Origin of the sequence: Tardiphaga sp. (assembly GCF_025356345.1) — a bacterium.
GTDB lineage: Bacteria > Pseudomonadota > Alphaproteobacteria > Rhizobiales > Xanthobacteraceae > Tardiphaga.
Map to the genome: position 1 here is coordinate 1 of NZ_JANXTC010000123.1, position 18,608 is coordinate 18,608.

General features: G+C 64.2%; 17 protein-coding genes. 3 read left to right on the top strand and 14 right to left on the bottom strand.

The features are described 5' to 3' along the window. Positions 1–48: 48 nt before the first annotated feature. From purF to Q0S16_RS07210, 5 genes are all read right to left on the bottom strand, one after another. Positions 49–1,560, bottom strand: coding sequence for an amidophosphoribosyltransferase (gene purF, locus Q0S16_RS07190; protein ID WP_295846483.1), 1,512 nt, complete (start codon positions 1,558–1,560; stop codon positions 49–51). Positions 1,561–1,607: 47 nt separating this feature from the next. Continuing rightward, entirely contained in the window at positions 1,608–2,240 is a 633-nt protein-coding gene (locus Q0S16_RS07195; protein ID WP_295846485.1) for a CvpA family protein, read from the bottom strand. Positions 2,241–2,453: 213 nt separating this feature from the next. After that, positions 2,454–3,914 carry a DNA repair protein RadA gene (gene radA / locus Q0S16_RS07200; protein WP_295846487.1) on the bottom strand — a complete coding sequence of 487 codons (1,461 nt, stop codon included), beginning with the start codon at positions 3,912–3,914 and terminating at the stop codon, positions 2,454–2,456. 181 nt (positions 3,915–4,095) lie between these two features. Continuing rightward, complete coding sequence (locus tag Q0S16_RS07205) at positions 4,096–4,377, bottom strand: hypothetical protein (RefSeq protein ID WP_295846489.1); 282 nt, start codon at positions 4,375–4,377, stop codon at positions 4,096–4,098. 176 nt (positions 4,378–4,553) lie between these two features. Continuing rightward, entirely contained in the window at positions 4,554–5,288 is a 735-nt protein-coding gene (locus Q0S16_RS07210) for a sulfite exporter TauE/SafE family protein (protein ID WP_295846490.1), read from the bottom strand. A gap of 128 nt (positions 5,289–5,416) precedes the next feature. On the opposite strand from Q0S16_RS07210, the gene Q0S16_RS07215 reads away from it, so the two are divergent. Further along, a complete protein-coding gene (locus Q0S16_RS07215; RefSeq protein ID WP_295846492.1) occupies positions 5,417–7,006 on the top strand; it encodes a hypothetical protein in 1,590 nt (529 codons plus the stop codon). Between the two features lie 5 nt (positions 7,007–7,011). On the opposite strand, the gene alr is transcribed toward Q0S16_RS07215, so the two are convergent. From alr to Q0S16_RS07235, 4 genes are all read right to left on the bottom strand, one after another. Then, a complete protein-coding gene (alr, locus tag Q0S16_RS07220) occupies positions 7,012–8,184 on the bottom strand; it encodes an alanine racemase (RefSeq protein WP_295846495.1) in 1,173 nt (390 codons plus the stop codon). Between the two features lie 85 nt (positions 8,185–8,269). Continuing rightward, a complete protein-coding gene (locus Q0S16_RS07225; protein ID WP_295846497.1) occupies positions 8,270–8,590 on the bottom strand; it encodes a hypothetical protein in 321 nt (106 codons plus the stop codon). Between the two features lie 98 nt (positions 8,591–8,688). Further along, complete coding sequence (locus Q0S16_RS07230) at positions 8,689–10,188, bottom strand: replicative DNA helicase (RefSeq protein ID WP_295846499.1); 1,500 nt, start codon at positions 10,186–10,188, stop codon at positions 8,689–8,691. 543 nt (positions 10,189–10,731) lie between these two features. After that, the gene (locus tag Q0S16_RS07235) at positions 10,732–11,982 is read right to left on the bottom strand and encodes a cyclopropane-fatty-acyl-phospholipid synthase family protein (protein ID WP_295846502.1); all 1,251 of its coding nucleotides are present in this window, start codon (positions 11,980–11,982) and stop codon (positions 10,732–10,734) included. A gap of 149 nt (positions 11,983–12,131) precedes the next feature. Here Q0S16_RS07235 and Q0S16_RS07240 point away from each other — a divergent pair, with 149 nt between their 5' ends. Then, a complete protein-coding gene (locus Q0S16_RS07240; RefSeq protein ID WP_366517807.1) occupies positions 12,132–13,262 on the top strand; it encodes a hypothetical protein in 1,131 nt (376 codons plus the stop codon). Between the two features lie 155 nt (positions 13,263–13,417). Here Q0S16_RS07240 and rplI read toward each other — a convergent pair whose 3' ends face one another. From rplI to rpsF, 5 genes are all read right to left on the bottom strand, one after another. Continuing rightward, positions 13,418–14,011: a 50S ribosomal protein L9 gene (rplI, locus tag Q0S16_RS07245; protein ID WP_295846504.1), complete on the bottom strand. Its 594-nt coding sequence runs from the start codon at positions 14,009–14,011 to the stop codon at positions 13,418–13,420. 40 nt (positions 14,012–14,051) lie between these two features. Next, positions 14,052–15,023, bottom strand: a complete 972-nt coding sequence (locus Q0S16_RS07250; RefSeq protein WP_295846506.1) for a hypothetical protein — start codon at positions 15,021–15,023, stop codon at positions 14,052–14,054. 201 nt (positions 15,024–15,224) lie between these two features. Continuing rightward, positions 15,225–16,343 (bottom strand): metallophosphoesterase, encoded by a 1,119-nt coding sequence (locus Q0S16_RS07255; protein ID WP_295846568.1) that lies wholly within the window; start codon positions 16,341–16,343, stop codon positions 15,225–15,227. Positions 16,344–16,500: 157 nt separating this feature from the next. Beyond that, a complete protein-coding gene (gene rpsR / locus Q0S16_RS07260) occupies positions 16,501–16,740 on the bottom strand; it encodes a 30S ribosomal protein S18 (RefSeq protein WP_002711478.1) in 240 nt (79 codons plus the stop codon). Positions 16,741–16,745: 5 nt separating this feature from the next. Then, positions 16,746–17,258: a 30S ribosomal protein S6 gene (rpsF, locus tag Q0S16_RS07265; RefSeq protein WP_295846570.1), complete on the bottom strand. Its 513-nt coding sequence runs from the start codon at positions 17,256–17,258 to the stop codon at positions 16,746–16,748. Between the two features lie 387 nt (positions 17,259–17,645). On the opposite strand from rpsF, the gene fabD reads away from it, so the two are divergent. Then, positions 17,646–18,605, top strand: a complete 960-nt coding sequence (gene fabD / locus Q0S16_RS07270) for an ACP S-malonyltransferase (protein ID WP_295846518.1) — start codon at positions 17,646–17,648, stop codon at positions 18,603–18,605. Positions 18,606–18,608 lie beyond the last annotated feature (3 nt).

Below are 18,608 nucleotides of genomic sequence, written 5' to 3' on the forward strand. Positions count from 1 at the left end.
CTACGCCGGAGGTTATGGATCCCCGCCTGCGCGGGGACGACACTGGCGTCAGCTCGCTTCCGCCAGCAGCGAGAGCTGCCGCGGGGCTTCGATCTCGCGCATGTCGGTCAGCGGGGTCGGGTAGTCGCCGGTGAAACAGTGGTCGGCGAATTTCGGCGCTGCCGGGTTGCGGCCGGGTTCGCCCATCGCGCGGTAAATGCCGTCCACGGAGACGAAGGCCAGCGAATCGGCGCCGATCAGCTCGCACATTTCCTCGAGCGTGTGGGTCGCGGCGAGCAGGCCGGTGCGGTCCGGCGTGTCGATGCCGTAATAATCGGGATGGGTGATCGGCGGCGAGGCGATGCGAAAGTGCACTTCCTTGGCGCCGGCGTCGCGCATCATCTTGACGATCTTCTTCGACGTGGTGCCACGCACCAGGCTGTCATCGATCAGCACGATGCGCTTGCCTTCGATCGCGGCGCGGTTGGCCGAATGCTTCATGCGAACGCCGAGTTCGCGCACGCTCTGGGTCGGCTGGATGAAGGTGCGGCCGACATAATGGTTGCGGATGATGCCGAGCTCGAACGGAATGCCGGATTCGCGGGAATAGCCGATCGCGGCGGGGACGCCGGAATCCGGGACCGGCACGATGACGTCGGCCTCGACATGGGTCTCGCGGGCGAGCTGCGCGCCCATCGCCTTGCGCACGTCGTAGACCGAGCGGCCGCCGACGATCGAGTCGGGCCGGGCGAAGTAGATATATTCGAAGATGCAGGGCCGCGGCGGCAGCGGCGCGAACGGCTTGTGGCTCTGCGCGCCGTTCTCGTCGAACACGATGACCTCGCCAGGCTCGATGTCGCGGATGAATTTGGCGCCGATGATGTCGAGCGCGCAGGTCTCCGAGGCCAGGATCGGCGAGCCGTCGAGGTCGCCCAGCACCAGCGGGCGGATGCCGAGCGGATCACGGGCGCCGACCAGCTTCTTGTTGGTCAGCGATACCAGAGCATAGGCGCCTTCGATGGCGCGCAGCGCCTCGATATAGCGGTCGATGAAGCGGTTGCGCTTCGACTGCGCGACCAGATGCAGGATCACTTCGGTGTCGGTGGTCGATTGCATCATGGCGCCGTGACGCACCAGCTCGCGACGCAAGGTCAGGCCGTTGGTGAGGTTGCCGTTATGGGCGACCGCGAAGCCACCGGCATTGAGCTCGGCGAATAGCGGCTGCACGTTGCGCAGAATGGTTTCGCCGGTGGTGGAGTAGCGGGTGTGGCCGACCGCGGCGGTGCCGGGCAGTCGCGCGATCACATCGGCGCGGGAGAAGGTATCGCCGACGAGACCGAGCCGGCGTTCGGAATGAAACCGGCCGCCTTCGAACGAGACGATGCCGGCGGCCTCCTGGCCGCGATGCTGCAAAGCGTGCAGCCCGAGCGCGGTAATGGCAGCGGCGTCGGGATGGTTGAAGATACCGAACACGCCGCACTTTTCGCGCAGCATGTCGCCATCGAGGTCCGGATCGCGGTAGTTGTGATGTTGGTCTGGTTCGAGTTTGGGTTTCGCTGCGTCGTGGGAAGGGCTTTGCATTGGTTCATCGCCTCTCATGTCGCAAGAAACTCGCGGGGGACTGCGAACTACTTGGTCGCCGGTTTGCCATCGATCAGCTTTTTGAGGCTGTCGCGGGCAGGCTTGGTGTATCCATCGCCAGCAGCCGGTGCGGCCGGCTCGGCGTCGGTTGTGTCCTCATCGGGCTTGTTCTTCTTGAATCTCTTCAAGATGGTGTTTTCCGGGTCATCCGGCAAGAGCGCCATCAGCCAATCGCCGGTTCCCTGCAAAACAACGCGTGATTTCGCCGACGTCACCCAGTCCGGACGCTGCTTGTCCGGAACCAGCCAGCTGAAGAACAGGAATGCCACCACCACGATCAGCAGGCCGCGGGCGAGGCCGAACAGGAAACCGAGGGTGCGATCCAGCGCGCCGATGCGCGAATCGAGGATCATGTCGGAGATCCGCACCGTGATGATCGAGACGATGATCAAGGTACCGATGAACACGCCGGCGACCACGACAACGCTGGCGACCGTATCATTGTTGAAATAGGTCTTCGCGGTCGGCAGCAGCTTCTGGAACGCGAACAGCGTCACCAGCGCGGCGGCGCCCCAGGCGGCGATCGAGAGGATCTCGCGCATGAAGCCGCGGACCATCGCCAGCAGGCCGGAGATCAGCATCACCCCGAGCAGGACAAGATCGAGAATCGTTATCGGCATCGGCTGCTCAGGTCCGCTTGTAATCTCAAAACCGCGAATCGGCTCAGCGGCCGGTTCTGGTGACGGTGATATGGCACGTCCGGCGAGGCCGGAAAACAGCTATCCCGCCGCACATCACATCATTGTTCCATTGGCTTAACGGACCATGATGCGGCAGGCGACAGGTTGCATGATCGCTGTATAGCGACGGTAACCGGCAAGGTCACGCGCGGCTCAACCCTCGCCACGCTTGAAACGCGCCGGCGCGGTGTTTTTTTCCGCGTCTGTGCTTTTACTGTTGTCCCGGGCCGGCTTGACGCCGCGGGCGGCGATGTCAGCCACCAAAGTGGTCAGGCCGCCGACCGGGCCGAGCGTCAACCCGGCGTCGCCACCGGCGTCGCCGCGCGCCGATTCCGGCAGCACCGCGCGGGCAAAGCCGAGCTTGGCGGCTTCCTTCAGCCGCGCCGAGGTCAGCGACACCGGGCGCACCGCGCCGGACAGCGAGATTTCGCCAAAATACACCGCGTCGGTCGGCAGCGGCGCGTTGCACAGCGACGACACCAGAGCGGCGGCGGCCGCGAGGTCGGCAGCGGGCTCGTTGATGCGCAATCCGCCAGCGACGTTGAAATAGACGTCATATCCGGACAGTTTGACGCCGCAATGCGCCTCCAGCACCGCCAGCACCATCGACAATCGGTTGGAATCCCAGCCGACCACCGCGCGGCGCGGTGTGCCGAGCGTGGTTGGCGCCACCAGCGCTTGCAATTCCACCAGTACCGGGCGGGTGCCCTCCATGCCGGCAAATACCGCGGTGCCCGGGCTGCCGAGGTCGCGATCCGACAGGAACAGTTCGGAGGGGTTCGACACTTCGCGTAGGCCGAGACCTGTCATCTCGAACACGCCGATCTCGTCGGTCGGCCCGAACCGGTTCTTTACCGCGCGAAGAATGCGGAATTGCTGCGAACCCTCGCCTTCGAACGACATCACCGCGTCGACCATGTGCTCGACCACGCGCGGGCCGGCGATCTGGCCGTCCTTCGTCACATGGCCGACCAGGATGATGGTGGCGCCGGACTTTTTCGCGAAGCGGATCAGCGCCTGCGCCGAGGCGCGGACCTGGGTCACGGTGCCGGGCGCGGATTCGACCGTGTCGGTCCACATCGTCTGGATCGAATCGATCACGATCAGGCGTGGCACCGCGCCTTCCGACAAAGTGGCGACGATGTCCTCGACCGAGGTTTCCGAGGCGAGCTGCACCGAAGCATCCGACAGGCCAAGGCGTTCGGCGCGCAGCCGCACCTGCGCCACCGCTTCCTCGCCGGAGATGTAGACCACGCGATGCCCGGCGCGGGCCATCAGCGAGGTGGCCTGGGTCAGCAGCGTCGACTTGCCGATGCCGGGGTCGCCGCCGATCAACAGCACCGAGCCGCGCACAAAGCCGCCGCCGGTGACGCGGTCGAGCTCGGCCATTCCCGACGGAATCCGCGGCGCGTCGGCGCTCTTGCCGGTGAGGCTTTCCAGGTTGAACAGCCGGCCCTTGCGCTTGGAGCGCGCGCTGACCGGAATCGTGGTGGCGCCGGTGGTGTCCTCCTCGGCCAGCGAGTTCCATTCGCCGCACGCCTCGCACTTGCCCTGCCATTTATTATAGGCAGCGCCGCAGTTCTGGCAGACGAAAGAGAGGGAATTCTTGGCCATTGAAAAACGGAATCGCTGTTCGAGAGAAGCGTAACCAGAAAGCATTGTTGTTTTTGGTTTGTTCTTGTGGGTTTACGCAGGCGTGGCGCGACTTGCAACATTCTTGTCGATGATGGCTTGGGCTTCGGATGGTCGAAAGGGGCTGCCGAGAAGCCGCCATCAGGCAACAAACGTCGACTGTTCAGACAGGATAGCGCCATTTCAGGGCGCGTCGAATCATCAGGGCGACCCCAAATATCGCGACGATTGCGATCCAGAGTCCCGCCGGAATGGGCGCGCCGCGATACATCTGGCCGACGAGCAGCACGAAGCCGACCAGCAGGACGCTTAGTCCGCTTCCGATCCAATAGAGCGGCGATCGCAGCATCCCGGTCGGGGAAAGCTCCGCAGCCCTTTCAAGGGCGCGTCGTCTGACCTGCCAATAGGCCAAGCCGAATAATGTCAGACCAATGATCCAGGACATGCGGGAACGTCGCATATCAGAGTGTAGTTATATTTGTTCGGATTGATAAAATTAAAACATTTTGATCAAAGATCAGCAATTGAGTAGCCCGCATGAGCGAAGCGACAGGCGGGGATGAGAAAAGCATAAACCCGGATTTCGCTCTGCTCATCCGGGCTACGTGGCCGTGCCGCCGATTAGCCGGCTGGTGCCGAGAACGCATTCCACAGCATGCTCAGGCCGGCGAGCAGCATGATCCCGTCCATCACCAATCGAAATACATTGGCGTCGAGCCGCAGCACAAAGCATCTGGCCACGAACGCGCCGATCATCAGAGACGAGCCGGCAATCACGCCCTTGATCAGCACGTCCGGCGTCAGCGCGCCGAATTGCTGGAAGGTGACGGACTTGCTGAGATAGAGGCCGAGCGAACTCGCCGCCTCGGTGGCGAGGAAGGCGCCTTTGCTCAGACCGTAGAACAGGAACAAAGGTACGCTGAGCGGGCCGGTGGAAACCACGATGCCGGTGATGTAGCCGATGATCGCGCCACCCAGCGCCAAATGCCACAGCGTGATCCTGAACGAATGTCGGGCGAGCCAGTGCCGCGCCGGCACCATCGCGATCAGGAAACTGCCGATGGCGAGGTCGACGGCCTGCGAGGGCAGGGTCAGTAGCGTCCGTGCGCCGAGCGCCGCGGCGGGAATGCCGGTGACCGAATAGGCCGCGGCGGCGCGCCAGTCGACCTCGCGCCACCACGCCAGAATCCGCGACAGGTTGGCCATCACGGCGGCCACCGCCATGATCGGCACCGCTTGCTTCGGTCCGAATTCGTAGACCAGCACCGGCAGCAGCATGATCGACGAGCCGGTGCCGACGATGCCCGAAATGGTGCCGGCGACCAGGCCGACCGCGAGGACGAAGATGAAATTCATGGTCCGGCTCCAGGCGACTCGGTGCGGCCGGTCAGGGTCGGGCAAAGGCCACTAAAGCTCAACAGGGAGCGTGGTATTGACGGACCGGAAAGGCCGGGCTGCTAGGGTCGGGCATCACCGGATTGGTCATGAGCGCGCCTTTGGCTGACATCATCCTGCCTGGATCGCGTCCTCGGCGCTGGCCGCAACCGCTGTGGTGGCTGGCCGCGCTCGCGCTGGCCGCCGCGCTGGCGATTCCGTTCTTTCTGGTCGATGTGCCGCCAGTGCTGGACTATCCGAACCATCTGGCGCGCTATTTCGTGCTGGCGCATCCCGACGACGAGGTGCTGTCGCGCCTGTATCAGCCACGCTGGGGGGTGATGCCCAATCTCGGCATGGATCTGCTCGGCGCCTTGCTGCTGAAGGTCACCAGTGTCCATGTTGGCGGCCGGCTGCTGCTGGCGCTGAGCGCGTTTGCGCCGGTGATTGGCGTGATCATCTACAATCGGGTGGCGTTCGGGCGGTGGTTATATTGGCCGCTGGCCGCCGGATTGGTCGCCTTCAACGGCGTGTTTCACCTCGGCTTCATGAACTTTCTGCTGTCGCTGGGATTGGCCTTTATCGCCGGCGCCGGCTGGATGGCGCTGCGCCGGCGCGGCCACCATTGGCGCGCGTCGGCGTTCGGCGCGACGGCGGCGGCGCTGCTGTTCTTCTGCCATCTGTTCGGCGTGCTGCTGTTTGCGCTGCTGATCGGAACGCAGGAGATTGCCTACCTTCTCAAAGCGCGCCGCGCCGGGGCGCTGATGGCGACCGAGACGTTGCGCAGTATCGCTGTGCTGGTGGTTGCCGGCGCACCGGCGCTGCTGCTCTATCTCGCCAGTCCGCTGGCCTCCGGCGTGGCGGCTCCGGCCGCCATCGCCGGCGTATTTTACAAATTATGGGCGCTGCTGACGGCGTTCATGACCACCAGCATTGATCTCACGCTGTGGTCCGCTGTTATCGTGCTGGCACTGATTGCGATGGCGTGGCGGCGCATCGCGCTGGCGCCGGGATTTTCGATCGCGTTCGGCATCCTCATGCTCGCTTATGTGGCGGCACCCTCGGAGATCAAGGGCGGCACCTTTGTCGATGTGCGGCTGGGATTGATGATCGCCCTGCTGCTGTTCGCCGGCATTGAGCCACGGCTGCCGGCGCGGCTCGGCATCGTGGCCGCTGTATTGTTCGCGGCGCTGATCGGCGCGCGCACCGTCTATATTTCCACGACGTGGATCGGTCATCGCCAGGCAGTTGCGGAATTACGCAGCGCGATAGCCTCGATCGCGCCGGGCGCGAAGGTGATGATGGCGCGCGGCCGGCCCGTCGGCGACGTCGAGGCCGGCCGACCGGAGTGGATACTGCCGGGGATTTCCCGACTCGACACCCAGTTGAGCGCGCTGATGGTGGTGGAGCGCCGCGCGTTCTGGCCGCTGCTGTTCGCCGATCCCGCGCAGCAGCCGCTGCGGGTGATGCCGGCCTTCGCGCCGCTGACGCAGTCGCCGGGCGGTCCGGTCATCTGGGCGCGTCTATCGCAGCCATTCGCCGAAGCCGAATTGCAGGCCGCGCCCTATCTGCGGGACTGGCGCAACAGGTTCGACCATGTGCTGCTGATCGATCCGCCGACGCCGTTGACGCCGCCGCCCGCCGGGTTGACGCTGCAGCGGGCAACGCCCTACGCGGTGCTGTACGGCGTCGAGCGCTGAGATCGCTACGCCGCGCCGCCCTTGTAGACCCGGTGATAGCGTCGGCCGAGGCTGGTCAGCACTTCATAGGCGATGGTGCCGAAGGGATGCGCTAATTCGTCGACGGTGATGCCGTCGCCGATCAACGTCACCATGTGGCCGCGGCGCACGGCGGCTGTCGGGACATCGGTGATGTCGACCGCCAGCAGGTCCATCGAGATGCGACCGGCTATTGGGCAGCGCTGGCCAGCGACCATCACTTCGGCGCCGCGGGTGCCATCGCTGGAGCCGGCGGCGCGGAAATAGCCATCGGCATAGCCGGCGGCGACCACCGCGATACGGGTCTGCCGCCGTGCCGTCCAGGTGGCGCTGTAACCGACGCTGTCGCCACGCTCGACCTGGCGGATCTGCACGATGCGGGCCTTGAGATCGATCACCGGCGCCATCGGATTGTCGGCCTCCGGCGTCGGGTTGACGCCGTACAGCGCGGCCCCCGGCCGCAGCAGATCGAACATGAAGGAGGAGCCGAGGAAGATGCCGGAGGAATTGGCCAGCGAGGCCGGCACGCCGGAAAACAGGTGCGCGACCTCGCGAAAGGCCACGACCTGTCTGGCGTTGAGCGGGTGGTTGAGTTTCTCGGCGCAGGCGAGGTGGCTCATCACCAGCGTGATGCCGTGATTGCCGGCGCTGATGCGCGGCGCCAGCCCCTGTGCATCGAGCGCGCTGAGGCCGAGACGGTTCATGCCGGTGTCGACATGGATGGCGGCGCCGCCGCTCCAGCCGGTGCGACGGCAGAACATGTCCCATTCCGCCAGTTCCTGGAGGTCGCCGATCACCGGCTGGGCATTGATCGAAGCTAGAATATCGCCGGAATTCTGCAGCAGGCCGTTCAGCACATAGAGCGCGGCATCGGGCGCGGCCGCGCGCGCCGCGCGGGCCTCGTCGAGCGTGGCCACGAAGAAGGTCTTGCAGCCGATGCCGACCAGCGTGCGCACCACCGGATCGATGCCGCAGCCATAGGCGTCGGCCTTGACCGCCGCGCCGCATTCGGCGGGCAGGCCGGCCTTTTCGAGCTTGCGCCAATTCGCCGCGATGGCGTCGAGGTCGATGGTCAGCACGCCGGTGGCCGCGGCAAGGTCGGCGTCAGGCGACAATGCGCCGCTGCCGGACAATGATTTGGGATCAGACACAACATTCATGGGCATTCCTGACGCGCAACGCATCACGTGATTGCGGACAGAATTGATCAACCGCGCTGCACAATAAGCGCGGGCGGAAGATGGTTCAACCGTGCCGCGTCGCTGTCTGCAGCAAGGCCTGCGGCTTTGGCGCGATCGTGACCAGACCGCCGATGATCACCAGCGCGGTGGTCACGACCACGACGATAAAGCCTTTTCCTGGCAGATGCAGGACGCGCTCTTCGAGCCGTGCCAGCCGATCCCTGACGTCACGAAAGTCGGTGCGCAACTCGGAGACATCGCGCTTGATGTATTCGGCATCACTCTGCAGCTTGACGATTTCGGCGAGCGTGAGATCGGGCGAGCGGCTTCGTGGCTGCGCCGAACACGGTTCGGGCGGTGTCGATATGGTAGGTATCGTGGACATCCATCCGGCTCGCGGGTTTGCGTCGGAAGCTCAGACATTAATCAGAATTGGTTGACCTGAGAAGTCACCGGCCGTGACGTTTGTCGGTCAGGTCGGCTTTACTCGTGATGGGGCTGCAGATGGCTCTCGCCGACCAGATCGCTGAAGCGGGTGAACTGGCCCTCGAATTGCAGCTCGACGGTGCCGGTCGGGCCGTGGCGCTGCTTGGCGATGATGACTTCGGCGCGGCCGTGCACCAGCGACATGTCGAGCTGCCATTTTTCGTGCTCCGGCGTGCCGGGGCGCGGCTCCTTGTTCTGCAGGTAATATTCCTCGCGGTAGACGAAGATCACCGCGTCGGCATCCTGCTCGATCGATCCGGATTCACGCAGATCGGAGAGCTGCGGGCGTTTGTCGTCGCGGCTTTCGACCTGGCGCGATAGCTGCGACAGCGCCACCACCGGGCAGTTCAGCTCCTTGGCCAGGGCCTTCAGGCTGGTGGTGATCTCGGTGACTTCCTGCACGCGGTTGTCGGAACGCTTGCCTGAGCCCGACAGCAGCTGGATGTAGTCCACCATGATGACATCGAGGCCCTTCTGTCGTTTCAGGCGGCGGGCGCGGGCGGTGAGCTGCGAGATCGACAGGCCGCCGGTTTCGTCGACATAAAGCGGCAGATGCTGCAGCTCGATGGTGTGGTCGCGGATCTTCTCGAAGTCGCGTTCCGTGATGCCGCCGCGGCGGATGCTGGACGAGGAAATATTGGTCTGCTCGGCGAGAATACGCGTCGCCAGCTGTTCGGCCGACATTTCGCAGGAGAAGAAGCCGACAATGCCACCATTGGTGGTCTTCCTGGAGCCATCGGGTTGCAATTCGGATTGATAGGCGCGGGCGATATTATAGGCGATGTTGGTGGCCAGCGCGGTCTTGCCCATGCCAGGGCGGCCGGCGAGTACCACGAGATCGGACGCCTGCAAGCCGCCGAGCCGGGCGTCCAGATCCTTCATCCCGGTCGAGATGCCCGACAGCTTGCCTTCGCGGCTGTAGGCGTTGGCCGCCATGTCGAGCGCGGTCTTCATCGCCTGCGAGAACTTCTGGAAGCCGCCATCATAGCGGCCGGCTTCGGCCAGTTCGTAGAGCCGGCGCTCGGCATCCTCGATCTGGGCGCGCGGCGCGAAGTCGACCGGCGCGTCATAGGCGACGTTGACCATGTCCTCGCCGACATGGATCAGCTGTCGTCGGATCGCCAGCTCATAGATGGTGCGGCCATAATCATGGGCGTTGATGATGGTGGTGGCTTCGGCGGCGAGCCGGGCGAGGTATTGACCGACGGTCATGCCGCCGAGATCGGTATCGGTCGGCAGAAAGGTCTTCAGCGTGACCGGGGTGGCCACCTTGCCGGCGCGGATGATGCTGCTGGCGGTCTCGTAGATGGTCTGATGGATCGGCTCGAAGAAATGTTCTGGCTTCAGAAAGTCGGAGACCCGGTAGAACGCGTCATTATTGACCAGCATAGCGCCGAGCACGCTCTGTTCCGCCTCGATATTGTGCGGCGCGGTCCGGTAGGCGGGCGTGGCCGCGTCCGGAGCCAGCTTGAGGACGTTCGAATCAAATGCGGCCATGTATTGGTTCTTCTGAATTGGCGGATTGGGCGGATAGAGCGCTGCTTCGGTCCCGGGGGGAAGCGCGAACCTGCCTTATGCACGATTCACACAATCGGCTGATCGGCGATGACCGATCCCGCTTGACGCCATGGTTGCGTGAGTCGTGCTGAATTCTCTCTTAACAACCCGCCGTAAATGAGCCGGCTTGCCTGAACCTGGCGGCGAGATTTGTCACTCATTATCGCCAACGGGCCAGACGGTGGGTTCCAAGGCGGATTGCCCGTCAGATCGGAACCCGTCGGGATATCGGACGTTGCTTGAGGGAACAGGCGAAGGATTGATATAATGAATCAGCGCCAGCAGCCACATGGTTTTGGAACGGATGGGTCCGACTGGTTAGCCGGCCTGATCCACAGCTTCGAGGAGACCGAGCGCCGCGGCGATCTGGCGTGCGACTCACAGACCGTCTGCGCGGCCAAGTTGCGCTTGCTCCGTCCAGCGGCTCCCGGACGCGCGCTCGGCCGCCCCGTCGCCACCGCGCTCGAGGTCCGCCACTCGGACCTATTCGCCGGCCATTTGTAGCCGCGGTTGTTGCCCGTTCTCTAGCGCTCGTAGTCTCGCTTCCTCGCGTTCGATATAATTCCGCGTAACTGGAACGACGTTCTGTCGTCGGGTCAGCTGGATCTGGAAATTCATCACGTTCTGCTTGCGGAACGACATTTCCGACGATGCCAGATAAAACTCCCACATGCGCGCGAAGCGCTCGTCATACAGTCGAACGGCTTCCTCGCGCCGCGCCATGAAGCGCTCACGCCAGGCTTTCAGGGTATCGGCATAATGCAGCCGCAGGATCTCGACGTCCGATATCAGCAGACCGGCGCGTTCAATCGCAGGCAGCACTTCTGACAGGGCCGGAATGTACCCTCCCGGAAAAATATATTTGGCGATCCACGGATTGGTAATGCCCGGGCCTTCCGGCCGACCGATCGAATGCAAGACCATCACGCCTTCTTCGCCGAGCAATTCGGCGCAGCGACGGAAAAAAGTGTCGTAATGATCGACACCGACATGCTCGAACATGCCCACGGAAACGATGCGATCGAACGGACCGGGAATGTCGCGATAGTCCTGCAGCAGGAAGCGGGCAGAATTGTCGAGCTTTTGCTCGGCGGTCCGGGCATTGGCGACCTGCAATTGCTCGGTCGAGAGCGTCACCCCGGTGACGTCAGCACCGGTCATTTGCGCCAGATACAGGCCAAGGCCTCCCCAGCCGGATCCGATATCCAGCACCCGCTGGCCGGGCGCAATCAGCATTTTAGCGGCCAGATGGCGTTTCTTGGCGAGCTGTGCGTCATCGAGGCTCGCGAAGGGGGTCTCGAAATAGGCGCAGCTGTACTGCCGGTCGGCATCCAGAAACAGCGCGTAGAGCCGGCCGTCCAGATCGTAATGATGCGCCACATTGTTCCGGGAGCGCTGTCGCGGATTGAACTGCTGCACGTGCCGGATCAAATAGCGCAGCCACCACTGCGCCCGGGCCCACCGGGGAGCCAGGTCAGGCTGGGCGAGGGCAATGGCGAGCAGGTCGGCGATAGTGCCGCGCTCCATCACCAGCAGGCCTTCCATGAAAATCTCGCCGAGCGCCAGCTCAGGGTCGATCAAAAGTCGCCGTTCGGCGGCGGAGGTCACAAATCGAGCGGAAACCTGCGGGCCGCTGCCGTCGCCACAGGTGAAGCTTGTGCCTCGGGCGGTGATGAAAGTGATGGTTCCGCGCCGGATGTAGCGATCGAGAAAGAAACGCAACAGACGTTCCATCGAATTACCCCAATACCGTGATCATGGGCGACCGGGCATGAGCGATCTGCCGGCCGTTGACGCGATCGTCGATCTCCTCGCTCTGAATTACATGATAGTAATACCTTTTGTGGTATGCCACTGCGTCTGCCGCAATGCCGCCATCTGAAATGTTCCATCTCGCTGTTGCGGAATCTGCCCACTTCCATTCATGGTGCAATGAGCTACAAGCTGTCCGCCTTGCCCCCGGGTTTCTGTATCAGGAGATTGAAATGTTGAGCCGAGCGCTCAGTTTAGCGACGGTGATGCTCCTGATTGGCTTCACGGCAGTCCCGGCCCAGGCGCAAAACCTGGAAGCTGGAAAAACCCCCTCCCAGATTTTCGCCGGCGGCTGTGCCGTCTGCCACAAGAGCCCGCGCGGGCTGCTGAAGTCGGTGGCACCGGGCGCGCTGCCTGGCTTCCTGCGTCAGCATTATACAACTAGCACCGATATGGCCTCGCTGCTATCGGCCTATGTGATTTCCAATGGCGCCACCGACACGCGGTTCGGCGGCGGTGGGCTCACCAAGCAGGGAAAGGAACTGAGTTCCGAGCAGAAGCCGGCGGCGACATCACCCGCGGCTGCGCCGGCCGACGAGCCTGGCCTGTTCGGCTTTGGCCGCCGCAAGCGTGAGCCGGAGCCGCAGGAGGCCAAGCCCGATGTGAAACCGGATCAGGCGGCGCCGACCCCGCGTCAGTCCCGCAATGCCAAGCGACAGCGTCCTGCCATCGAAAATCCCGATGCCGCCAAGCCTGCGGTCGAGGAGACTCCGGCGACCGAGAATGAAGCGGTTGCGAAGCCTGAGCCAAGGCAGAAATCCGGCAAGAAAAACCGGCGTGACCGCGACGAGGCGCCAAAGGCCGCGACCGTAAAGGACGAGCCGAAAATGGAAGCGCCGAAGGCCGATGCTCCCAAGATCGAAGCGACGAAGCCTGAACCGGCGAAGCCGGTGCCCTTACAGGCTCCGAAGGAAGAGGCCAGCAAACCGGTCGCCAAACCCGCGGATGAAGCCAGGCCGGAAGTTTCCAGGCCCGAACCAGCAAAAAGCGAACCCAGGGTGGAAACACCGTTGCGCGCCGACCCGGTTCCGGCGGTGACGCCGGCGCCTCGGGCTGAGCCGGACGCGCGACCGTCGCCATCCGAGACACCATCCTCGGCACCGACGCCTGGGGCCCCGGCCTATGTGTCGCCGGCTCCGGCCGCGGAGCCGGCGGCGCCGCCGACCTCTTCCGGTGCGCCCGGCGCCGCGGTCCCACAATAAGCGAGGGCATCGGCTCAACCTGCTGATTGCAAACGAAAAGCCCGGCCTGTCAGCAGGTCGGGCTTTTTGTTGGGCGGACCTTTTAACGTATGAAAAAGCCCGGCCTGTTAAGGCCGGGCTTGCTGCAGGACGCGGGCTCCCGGAAGAGCGCGGTCTTACTTCTCGTCGGAAGCTTCGTCTTCGTCGCTCGGACGGGCATCGGGATCGAAGAACTCGCCGGCGGCGGCCAGCGCCTCGGCGGCGGCGTCCTGGTCTTCCTGGCGGCTCGAAATGTCTTCGCCGCGGTTGATGCGCTCGGCTTCCGCCGCGCTGCGGGCCACGGTGACGCTGACGCTGACTTCGACTTCCGGATGCACGGCGATCGAGATCTTGTGCTTGCCGATGGTCTTGATCGGTGCGTCGAGCAGCACCTGGCTGCGGGCGAAGGTGACGCCGTCGCTCTCGAAGGTCGCGATGATGTCGCGCACGGTGACCGAACCGAACAGCTGGCCGGTTTCCGACGCCTGACGCAGCACAATAACGTTGCGGCCGTCGATCTTGGCGGCGACGACGGTGGCTTCTTCCTTGGCGACGAGGTTACGCGCCTCGAGGTCGGCCTTCATGCCTTCGAACTTCGAACGGTTCATCGCGGTGGCGCGCAGCGCCTTGCCGCGCTTCAGCAGAAAGTTGCGTGCAAAGCCGTCCTTGACGCGGACGACTTCGCCCATCTGGCCGAGCTTGGCGACGCGTTCCAACAAAATAACTTCCATAATATGTCTCCTTTGAGTCTGGTTGAGGTGTGAGTTGAGTTCAGGCCACCGGTGACGGCGGTCGGCGTTGCAGAAAACGTTGGCGGAATCCGAAGAAGGCGTCGGCGATGCCGAGCCCGACCATCGCCAGGATCGGCCAGCCGAGCACCAGCACGAAGGCGTAGGTCGAACACAGCCACAGCATCCGGGTCTTCATGCCGAGCGTCAGCGTATGCAGCGCGGCGAAGCCGGTCAGCGCATAGGCCATCATCAGCGTCGCACTGACGATCATGGCAAAGATGCCGAACACGTCGCCCAGGAAAGACACCGCGATCGCCACGCACAGCGCGACCAGAGTCAGAGGCGGCAACGTGGCGGTTTTCAGATCCGGCCAGGCGCGATGCAGCCGGCCGGAGGTCGCGGTGATCTTGCCGGCCAGCCACAGATTGAGCGTCAGCGTCGTGATGGCGACGATCGCCGCCGCGGCCGGCGCGATGGTGACCAGCGCGTTGACCAGCTGTTCGGCGTCGCCGCTGTCCACGCCGCCGCGCGGACCCATGATGCGCGCCAAAGCGTTCCTCAGCGCCCCGACAATGGTGTCGCCGTCGGTGCCCAGCGTCAGTAGCGCGCCCATCGTGGTCAGCGCGGCAAAGCCCGCCACCCAGAGGAGGATGCGGCCGACCGGATACCATTCCACGACCGGTGCGATGGCTGCGACTCCATTGGCGGCGGGGACGCCATCGCTGACCGGGCGGCCGAGCAGCGCGAGATGGCCCAGCCACCAGGACGGCAGCGCGACGGTGACGACGAAGGCGATCAGATAGGGCATGCCGAACAGCAGGCCGAGGCCGGTGGCGGCGCTGATGCCGCCGATCGAGGCGGCAAGAGGGCCCCAGCCGAGGCAGGCCACCATCAGCGGCAGCGGCGCCAGATAGAACAGCAACAGAGAAACCAGCGCGCCCGAAATGATCGAGGCGAACATCAGCGCCGAGGCGGCGCCGGCGGCAAGCGCGATAAGGATATTGGTAATCATCAGCTGTCCCGCCCCCTTTGAGCGGTTAGATCGACGTCAACGGGAATTCCGCAGCGTGACCAACTATTTAGAGTTCAAGTATAACGCCGGAGCGAATACTGGGCGGACAGCATCATCACCTGTTGCCGGACTTCTAGTGCATACGCGGGCAGGGATCAACGGCCGATTGGCGGGACGGTCCGGTTAGTCAGCCACCTTCCCTCACTCCGCCCGGCGCAGCGTGATCCGTGTCAGCTCGGACGGGCGCCCCAGCCGCAGGGCGAAGCCCGGCCACAGCGCGGTGCCGTTGTTGACGTAGAGCGTCATGCCGTCGACCTGATAGCGGCCAGATATGAAGCCGCCATTCGCGAGAGCGGCGAGGCGGTCGAGCCCGATCACCATGCCACCATGGGTATGGCCGGACAGTTGCAGCGCGACGCCCTGCGCGGCGGCGCGCCGCGCGTCCTTCGGCTGATGGTCAAGCAGGATGACCGGCACGCCGTCTGGCGCTCCCTTGATAGCCGCGGCGAGGTCCGGGGCAGGCTGGCCGGTCTGCGCCGCCGTCAGGTCAGTGACGCCGGCCAGCACCAGTTGGCCACCATTCCGGTCGATCACGGTGTGGTCATTGGCCAGCACGCGCATGCCCATCGCGGTGAAATGCGCCATCCAGGCGCGGTCGCCGAAGAAATATTCGTGGTTGCCGGGAATCACATAGATGCCGTCCGCCGCGCGCAGGTCGCGCAGCGGCTCCACATCCGCGCGTCGCGCCGCAAGGGTTCCGTCGATCAGGTCTCCGGTAACCACGATCAGGTTGGCGCCAAGGGCGTTGGCGCGGTCGACGACCGCGCGAGTCCAAGGGGCAGGAAACAGCCGGCTGATGTGGAGGTCCGTCAGTTGCAGAATCGTGTAGCCGTCGAACTGCGGCGCCAGCCCGTGGATGGCGATCTCGACATCCTTCAGCGGCGGTACCCGGATGGCTTGATGGACGCCGAGTGCGGCCAGCACAGCGGCCGTGCCCGCCATCGCGTAGCGAACCGCGTCCGGCGCGCCCGCGCCGCCGACGCGAAACAGCATGCCGAGCAGGGACACGCCGTCGAGCAGCAATTGCAGAACGGCGAGAAGAAAGATCGTCAGGAACGCCCAGTTGAACAGAATCACCGCCACACGTGGAAATTCGGGCGAGAACACCGAACCCGAGGAGAGCCGGCTCCACAGGTGATATTGCGAGGCGACCAGCAGCACGACCGTCAAGACGATTTTTGCGATCAGCGGCAGTTGCAACGGCCAGACGAACCGGGTGACGACCAGCAGACAGGGCAGGCCGAAGATAAAATGGAAAATCAAATTTCTCCGTCAGCAGATAGAAGATGCGCAGCGGTATGCGGATAAACCGGAGCCGCCGCACAAGAAAACAGCCCGCGACAGGGATGCCGCGGGCTGCAGACGCTCTGAAACAAACAGCCCGCAGCACAAAGACCGCGGGCTGAAGAAATTCGCCTTAGCGAATGACGTAGGGCAAGAGGCCGAGGAAACGCGAGCGCTTGATGGCGCGGGCGAGTTCACGCTGCTTCTTGGCGGACACGGCGGTGATGCGGCTCGGCACGATCTTGCCGCGCTCGGAAACGTAACGCATCAGCAGCTTGGAATCCTTGTAGTCGATCTTCGGCGCGTTCGGACCTGTGAACGGGCAGGTCTTGCGACGACGGAAAAACGGACGGCGTGCACCAGCTTCAGCCATGATGCTTACTCCTCAACCGATGCTGCGGGGGTAGCTTCGTCGTCACGGGGACGACGCGGGCCGCGATCGCCACGGAAGCCACCGGCTTCACGATCGGCGCCGCCACGGAAACCGCCGCCTTCACGGTCGCCACGGAAACCACCTTCGCGGTCGCCACGGAAGCCGCCGCCACGGTCATCGCGATCACGATCGCGATCGGCCTTGCGCATCATCGCCGACGGGCCTTCCTCGTGCTCTTCGACGCGGATGGTCAGATAGCGGATGACGTCTTCGCTGATGCGCTCCTGGCGCTCGATCTCGGTGATCGCCGCGGACGGGGCATCGATGTTCATGAGAACAAAGTGCGCCTTGCGGTTCTTGTTCATGCGATAGGTCAGGGAGCGAACGCCCCAGTTTTCCATCTTCACGACCTTGCCGCCGAGACCTTCGGCGATTGCGGTCATCTGTGCCGTCAGGTCCTCGACCTGTTGGGCGCTCGCGTCCTGGCGCGCGAGAAATACATGCTCGTAGAGAGCCATGATTGTCCTTTCCACTGTTAGCGCGTCGCCCGGCGGCAAGCCCTTCGAACCCTCTTGGAAAGGACTCGATATTGCTCAGAAGGCGGAAGCACGGGACGACGGGCCAACTGGCCCTGTCACATCAATTCAGAATCTCAAATTGCTGGGACCGTCCGTTCAGCTCCCGGCCGGGGTCTGCGGATTTCGCGGGTTATACGGATTTTCGGGCAAATGGCAAGGGAAACACGGCGGCGACCGCGCCGTCCCGATGCCGCGACCGACGATTTCCCCCGGCGCGCGCGGCCGGTCTGTTCGGCCGTGCAACTTGACATCGCCCGCAGCGTCAGTGTCTTTCCGCGCGAGATTGAGCGATTTAACGCCATACGGCAACATCCTGCAGGGGTATTGATGACCGCAGCATTCACCTTTCCGGGGCAGGGCTCCCAGGCGGTCGGCATGGGCAAGGCGCTGGCCGAGGCCTTCCCGGTCGCGCGGGCGGTATTCGACGAGGTTGATTCGGCGCTCGGCGAGAAGCTGACCGCGATCATCTGGGACGGCCCGGCCGAAACCCTGCAGCTCACCGAGAACGCCCAGCCGGCCTTGATGGCGGTATCGCTTGCCACCTTGCGCGTGCTGGAGAGCGAAGCCGGGATCTCGCTGGCGCGGGATGCTGCCTTTGTCGCCGGGCATTCGCTCGGCGAATATTCGGCGCTGGCCGCCGCCGGCAGCCTGTCGATATCAGACGCCGCCCGGCTGCTGCGGACCCGTGGCCTCGCCATGCAAAAAGCGGTGCCGGTCGGCATCGGCGCGATGGTGGCGCTGCTGGGACTGGATTTCGAGACCGCCGTCGCGGTGGCCGAAGAGGCCGCGCAGGGCCAGGTGTGCCAGGCTGCCAATGACAATGGCGGCGGCCAGGTGGTTGTTTCCGGCGACAAAGCGGCGGTCGAGCGCGCCCTCGATATCGCCAAGACCAGGGGCGCCAAGCGCGCGATGTTGCTGCCGGTGTCGGCGCCGTTTCATTGCAGTCTGATGCAGCCCGCCGCCGACGTGATGGCGGCGGCGCTTGCCAATGTGACCATCCACGCGCCGGTGGTGCCGCTGGTATCTAACGTGCTGGCTTCGGCGCTGAGCGATCCCGACGAAATCCGCCGTCGCTTGGTGGAGCAGGTCACCGGCACCGTGCGCTGGCGCGAATGTGTGCTGTACATGGCAAGCCACGGCGTTAGCCGGTTTCTCGAACTCGGCTCCGGCAAGGTGCTGAGCGGACTCGTCAAGCGTATCGCCGATGGTGCGATCGGTGTGTCGGTCAGCGGACCGAACGACATTTTGGCGGCCAAGGATGCGCTCGCCGCCGCGCATTCGGCCTGAACG